This window comes from Luteibacter sp. P4_E6 (genome assembly GCF_056401535.1).
The window spans coordinates 1-5,702 of the sequence record NZ_JBFUJE010000253.1 but is presented as its reverse complement, the minus strand read 5'-3'; the positions used below and the strand labels follow the sequence as shown (position 1 = coordinate 5,702).

The window sequence follows — 5,702 nt, the reverse complement described above, 5'->3', positions numbered from 1 at the left end:
CAGGCATATGTCGACCGAGCGACATCCTACCTCGCCCTTGGCGATGTCAATCTCGCCATCCAAGCTTACGAGGCGGCCCTGGCCAGAGAGGCGACTTATCCGCAGATGAAAACCTGCGCTTACTCGGACCTCCCTTACCTGATTGCCACCCTGGGTCTGGAGAGCCATTTCGATCGCGCAATGGAAGTTCTGGAACTCTCGAGCGGGCGCCTCATGTTTCCTGTCGATCGTTTCAAGCACCACGCTACTCGCGCGATCATTCTTGCCCGGCGCCATAGTCCGGAATGCCGAGCGCAGGCACTAGCAGCTCTCGAGGCCGCGACGATCGATCACTCGGGATTCCAGTACCACCCAAACATAGGGCTCGTATCTGAGAAGCATGCTCTATCCCTCTCTCTGCTTGCCAAGATAGTAGGTCTCCACTAGTCACAGGTAGCTCAGCCACCACGTTTTGTGAGTGGCCCGGTACCGCGCGTAGCGGCTTGCGATCGGATAGAGCACGACCAGCACCGCGAGCCACACGGCATACGTGCCGGCTAAGGACAACCCCCATCCATCGGCGCGAAGCCGCGACTGATCGCTCAACGTGCCGATGAAGTGCGCCGCGGGCACGCCGTAGAACTGCGCGATGATCACCGCGAACGTATGCGCCAGATACAGGTGCAGCAGGTACGACAGCATCGGCGTGCGGCCGAAGGCAAGGAAGGGTTTCAGCAACCATGCCGGCGCACGGCCCAAGGCGAGGCCGAGCAGCGTGGAGATTCCCAGGGTGACCAGAACATAGTCCAGCGAGGGTGGGTACTTCGCCACCAACATGACTGCCAACGGTGTCAGCGATCGATCAGTGGGAACCGTCCAGGGATGCGGGTCGCCATAGACGTTCGGCAGGCGAAGCACGAAGAACAGAAGCAACATGCCGATGGCCAGCAGCGCGAGCGTCCGGGTTCGCCGCGATGGCTCCATCAGATAGATCCCGCCGATGCCGTAACCCACGCACATGATCCCGAACCATGGCAGCACCGGGTAGGCAATGAAGCCGAACGGCAGCGGACCCGGCTGCATCAGCAGGTGCCATGGCAGCCCCCACACGCCGAGCGTGCCGGCATCCACGCCATCGAACAGGTTGTGCCCGGCGACCAGGGCGATGCCAATCCCCAGCGCCACGCGGCGCGGCAGATGCACCACGGCGGACATCAGCACCATGCTCAGGCCGATCGCATAGATCACCTGCAGGAAGACGGCGGGACGAAAGTCGAAACCCAGGTCGACGAAAGTGACTTCGAGGAACATCAACCAGAGGCCGCGCGTGAGCAGGAACCGCGAGAGCGGCCAGCCCGTCTTCCCTCGATGGGCCTGGAGGAAGATCGAAACACCCGACAGGAGAACGAAGGTCGGCGCACAGAGGTGCGTCACCCAGCGCGTCAGAAACAACGCCACCGACGTCTTGTCCAGATCCAGCGGATCGAACAGGAAGGCCTGGCGGTTGACGAAGTCGCGCGTATGGTCGAGCACCATCAGTGCGATGACGAGGCCACGTAGTGCGTCGATGAAGTCCAGGCGAGGCAGCGGCGCCGTTGAGGCCGCGGTTGCGTTCGAAGCGTGCGGTTCCACCATCGCCAGTCACCCCGGAATCCAGACCCAACCTGACCGTTGTAGCGCCTTCGACCCGCGAGGTSAATCGGAGGAATGGCATAGGCCGCCGTCTATGGCGCAGCAAACCGCTGACGGTAAGCGCCCGGACTGGTGCCCAGCTTGCGCCGGAAGTGATGTCGCAGGGTGGTCGCCGTACCGAGCCCGGTCTGGCCGGCGATCAGGTCGATCGATAACGCCGAGCTCTCCAGCAACTCGCGCGCCCGATCGACTCGAAGCGTCGTCAGCCAGTCCGCCGGCGTGGTTCCCGTCGAAGCCTTGAAGCGACGGATGAAGGATCGCTCGCTCATCGCCGCCATGGCGGCGAGCGTGGCCAGCGGCAGGTCGTCGGCAAGGCGGCGACGCATCGCGTCCATCACAGGGCCCAGCAGGTCGCGTTCGCGCTGGGCCACGGGGCGCTCGACGTACTGGGCCTGGCCGCCGTCCCGATGCGGTGGAATGACCAGGCGCCTCGCTACGTGATTGGCGATGGCCGGGCCGCGGTCACGCCGGATGAGGTGCAGACAGAGGTCGAGACCCGCGGCGCTGCCCGCCGAGGTGAGCAACTGACCCTCGTCGACATAAAGCACATCCGGATCCACCTCGATGGCGGGATAACGAAGGCGCATCGCCTCCGCGTAACGCCAGTGCGTCGTGGCACGCCTGCCGTCCAGCAACCCTGTGGCGGCGAGAACGAACGAACCCGAGCAGATGGAGAGAAGCCGCGCCCCACGTGCATGGGCACGCTGAAGCGCGTCCACGACGGCTAAGGGCACGGACTCGTCAACGCCCTTCCAGCCCGGCACGATGATCGTCCCCGCCTCCGCGAGCCGATCCAGATTCCCGTCGGGCTGAAGGCGGGTGCCGTACTGGCCCCGGACCTCGCCCTGCTCCGCAGCGCAGGTCTCAAAGCGATACCAGTCCTCGCCCAGTTCCGGCCGCGCCATGCCGAACACCTCGGCGGCACTGGCGAACTCGAACATGCACAGCCCCTCGTAGACCAGGGCCACGACGAGCGCATTGGGCGGCGCAAAAGGTATTGGCATGATCTGATCGCATGATGGCGTTCACGCCACTATGCCGCGCTTGCGCCATCGGGACAATGGCTTGCACACCCACCGCACGAGAGCACTGCCATGTCGAACGCCGTCACCCGCGTCCCCGCCGCCCCATCGGACCTCGCCATCGCCCATTTCGAGTCGAAGCTCAGCTTCGAAACCGACTGCTGGGATACGCACGACGCGCTTGCCCTCGATGATCCTGGCTTCGTGCTGCTCGATGTCCGCAGCCCGGCCCTGTTCGCCCAGGGCCACGTTCCCGGCGCGATCAACCTGCCCCACGGCAAGATCATCGCCTCACGCATGGCATCGTGGCCCACGTCGACGCTCTTCGTAACCTACTGCGCGGGTCCTCACTGCAACGGCGCGGCCCGTGGCGCGGCGAAGCTGGCCCGCCTGGGTCGTCCGGTGAAAATCATGGCTGGAGGCATGACCGGGTGGCTCGACGAAGGTTTCGAACTCGCGGTTGCATCCACAGCAGCCCCTGCTCCGTATCAAGTCACCTGAATGGAACGCGCACGCGTTGACACGGATGGCACGCAGCTTGCCTCTACTATCCCACGCTACTTTCAACCTCCGTTGCCGAGAATGGACATTCGGCTCGGCTGATACAGGTCATGTTGTGGGGATGGGATCAACTTTGATGATTTTTCAGCAGGACGCCCGCGTACCTCGCGCAAGGCTGTGCCTGGCGTTGTTTCTGGCCCTGCATGGGCCCGCGGCCTGGGCCGCGGTACCGCCCGAACGCGATGCACTCATGGCAAAAGTGCGTCAGGAACGTGACCAGGGTCATCGCGTGGATGCACTGGCACAGGTCCAGGCGATCCTCGCCCGGTGGCCGGACGACCGCGAAGCACAGGCGCTAAACGTCACTTTGTTGACGGAAATCGGCGCAACGACGCGCGCCAGGGAACTGGCGTCGACCCTACAGCCACCGCAGAGTGCTGCGGACAGTGCGCGTCTCGACGCCGATCACGTGGCCCGGGAAACCCGGTGGGCCGAGGGTTCGCCGGCCGATCCGCGTGCACCGTACGCCGAAGCCGATCGCGCGGTCGTCGATGCACGACGACTCGCGGACGACCCCCTCCTTCCCGCCGACATGCGCCTTCGCGAACAGTTCGACCTCATCGTGGCGCTGGATCAGGCAGGACTCATGGACGAAGCCGTGCAGCGCTACGACGCCCTGCACAAGCAAGGGGTGACGCTACCCGCTTACGCCGAGCGCAACGCKGCCGACGCCCTTCTCGCCAAGCGCCGCCCGGCCGAGGCCGCACAGGTTTATGAAGACAGCATCGCCAGGGATCCCGGTCCGTACGACGCCGCCGATCTCGATCCGCGCATCGGACTCATGTACGCGTACCTGGAGTCGGGACAGACCGGCAAGGCGTTCACCACCATCGACAATCTGGCGGCGAAGGAACAGCCCTGGGTCCGTGTTCCCGGCATTCGCCTGCCCATCCAGAACCCGCGCAAGTTCGACGCCGAATCGGCCGCCATCTCGGCACGCAGCATCGTGGATATGCAAGCCGACGCGTATGCGCGCATCGTGCCGCTCAGCCGCGAGGCACCGGCCGATTCGGACATCCGTCGCCAACTGGGCATGGTGGAACTGGCACGCGGCTGGCCCCGCCGCGCCCAGGACGACCTTGCCATTGCTGATACCCTGAATCCGCGGGATGTCGATTCCTACCTCGACGCCGCGGAAACGAAACGCGCCCTGCACGATTACGAAGGCATCGACGACGATCTGGCCGAGGCCAAGGTGCTCGGCAGTCGCACTGACCGCGTCGACCGTGCCATCCAGTCGTGGGATCGCGAGCGCGGCTGGCAGTTCGACATCAGCCAGGAGAACGGCAAGGGCTCCAGCCCCGACTTCGGCGACCGCGACAGCGCCACCCTGGCGACGATCGAAAGTCCGCTGATCGACGACCACTGGCGCGTCGTCGCGCTGGGGCGCTATTCGACCGCCGACCTGCCGGAAGGCGACGTCCGCCGGACGCGGTTCGGCTTCGGCGTGCGTGGCTACGCACGTGGCCTCGAAGCCTATGTGCAGGCGTTGCCCGCCGCGGACAGGTACGTGGGCAAGACCGCCCTGGAAGCCGGCGTAAACTGGGCGATAACCGACCACTGGGCGATCGCCACCGACTTCAGCACGGCCGGCGAAGACACGCCGTTGCGCGCGCAGTACTACGGTATCTCCGCGAAGACCCTCGAAACGGCCGTGACATGGCGGGCGAGCGAACTCACGCAGGCGCGACTGGGTGTGGCCCGCGACAATTTCAGCGACGGCAACAAACGCACGAGCTGGCTGGCTGCCTTCATCCAACGCGTTTACACCGCGCCCAACCTCGCCCTCGACGGCGGCGTGGAAGTGGGCGGCTCGTTGAACACGCAGACCGATCGTCCTTATTTCAACCCGCGCCGCGACAACAGCTACGCGCTCACTGGCCGGCTGGAAAACCTGCTCGGCCAGTTCTACGAACGCCAGGTCACCCAGCGTATCGACGTCGCCGTCGGCGAGTACGACGAGCAGGGTTATGCCAGCGACTGGATGGCCAGCGTGCGCTACGGCCAGATCTTCCAGCCACGCGCGGGCATCCGCCTTGGCTGGGGAATCGGCTGGCACAACCAACCCTACGATGGCCGCCGCGAACATCGCGTCGTCCTCGACCTGACCCTGCACTGGGGAGAATGAGAGTCATGCGTTCGCTGTTGTTCCTGCTAGCCCTGCTCGGGCTCGCGCTTCCCACGTTCGCGCAGACCGTCGCTCCGGCGCGGCCCACGCTGATCGTGCTCGCCTATCACGACGTTCGCGACGATGTCGGCCTGCAGGCCGACCGCGATCCCGATGCGACCAGCACCGATCACCTGATCTCGCACTTCGACTGGCTCAAGGCCAGCGGCTACAACATCGTCAGCCTGCAGCAGGTCGTCGATGCCAGCCACGGCGGTGCCAGGCTTCCCCCGAACGCCGTGCTGCTCACCTTCGACGACGGCCTGGAGAGTTTCTACACC

The 5,702-nt window shown here is 65.1% G+C and carries 5 protein-coding genes and 1 pseudogene; 4 read left to right on the top strand and 2 right to left on the bottom strand.

Annotated elements, in window-relative coordinates:
• On the top strand, positions 1–426 hold a 426-nt coding region (locus AC1DT2_RS14585; RefSeq protein WP_477297070.1), incomplete at its 5' end, for a hypothetical protein.
• On the opposite strand, the gene AC1DT2_RS14580 is transcribed toward AC1DT2_RS14585, so the two are convergent.
• Both AC1DT2_RS14580 and ftrA read right to left on the bottom strand, forming a co-directional pair.
• Positions 427–1,614 carry an acetyltransferase domain-containing protein gene (locus AC1DT2_RS14580; RefSeq protein WP_477297069.1) on the bottom strand — a complete coding sequence of 396 codons (1,188 nt, stop codon included), beginning with the start codon at positions 1,612–1,614 and terminating at the stop codon, positions 427–429.
• Positions 1,615–1,703: 89 nt separating this feature from the next.
• A complete protein-coding gene (ftrA, locus tag AC1DT2_RS14575; protein ID WP_477297068.1) occupies positions 1,704–2,675 on the bottom strand; it encodes a transcriptional regulator FtrA in 972 nt (323 codons plus the stop codon).
• A gap of 90 nt (positions 2,676–2,765) precedes the next feature.
• Between ftrA and AC1DT2_RS14570 the strand changes: the two genes are divergently transcribed.
• From AC1DT2_RS14570 to AC1DT2_RS14560, 3 genes and pseudogenes are all read left to right on the top strand, one after another.
• Positions 2,766–3,194, top strand: coding sequence for a rhodanese-like domain-containing protein (locus tag AC1DT2_RS14570; RefSeq protein ID WP_477297067.1), 429 nt, complete (start codon positions 2,766–2,768; stop codon positions 3,192–3,194).
• A 136-nt stretch (positions 3,195–3,330) separates the two neighbouring features.
• On the top strand, positions 3,331–5,382 hold the full coding sequence (gene pgaA, locus AC1DT2_RS14565) for a poly-beta-1,6 N-acetyl-D-glucosamine export porin PgaA (RefSeq protein WP_477297065.1): 2,052 nt from the start codon (positions 3,331–3,333) through the stop codon (positions 5,380–5,382).
• A 5-nt stretch (positions 5,383–5,387) separates the two neighbouring features.
• Positions 5,388–5,702, top strand: a pseudogene (locus AC1DT2_RS14560) (poly-beta-1,6-N-acetyl-D-glucosamine N-deacetylase PgaB); the annotation flags it as partial.

Coding starts and splice junctions, on each gene's coding strand:
- AC1DT2_RS14580 (WP_477297069.1), bottom strand. CDS start 1,614: ATGGTGGAACCGCACGCTTCGAACGCAACCGCGGCCTCAACGGCGCCG.
- ftrA (WP_477297068.1), bottom strand. CDS start 2,675: ATGCCAATACCTTTTGCGCCGCCCAATGCGCTCGTCGTGGCCCTGGTC.
- AC1DT2_RS14570 (WP_477297067.1), top strand. CDS start 2,766: ATGTCGAACGCCGTCACCCGCGTCCCCGCCGCCCCATCGGACCTCGCC.